Annotated in this window: 1 protein-coding gene; it reads left to right on the forward strand. The window is 44.1% G+C overall.

From position 1 onward, the window contains the following. The coding region (locus KH400_RS22275; protein ID WP_281418771.1) for a DNA gyrase C-terminal beta-propeller domain-containing protein at positions 1-376 on the forward strand (376 nt) is incomplete at both ends.

The raw sequence follows: 376 nt of genomic DNA on the forward strand, positions 1-376 counted from the left end.
GGCTAAGCCTGAGCGAATCGACGAAATCATCTACACTGAGTTGCTTGAAATTCAAGAGAAGTACGGCGATGAACGTCGTACGGAATTGCAAATCGGTGACGTGACAAGCATTGAAGATGAAGATTTGATTGAAGAAGAAGACATTATTGTGTCATTGACGAGTGGTGGTTACATCAAGCGTATGGCACAAACTGAATTCCGTGCCCAAAACCGTGGTGGTCGTGGTGTTCAAGGAATGGGTGTTAACGATGATGACTTCATTGATCAATTGATTGGTACATCAACACACGATACGTTGTTGTTCTTCACGAACGCTGGTAAGGTCTACAAGATGAAGGGATATGAAATCCCTGAATACGGCCGTTCAGCTAAGGGT

It is taken from the genome of Desertibacillus haloalkaliphilus (genome assembly GCF_019039105.1).
GTDB lineage: Bacteria > Bacillota > Bacilli > Bacillales > KJ1-10-99 > Desertibacillus > Desertibacillus haloalkaliphilus.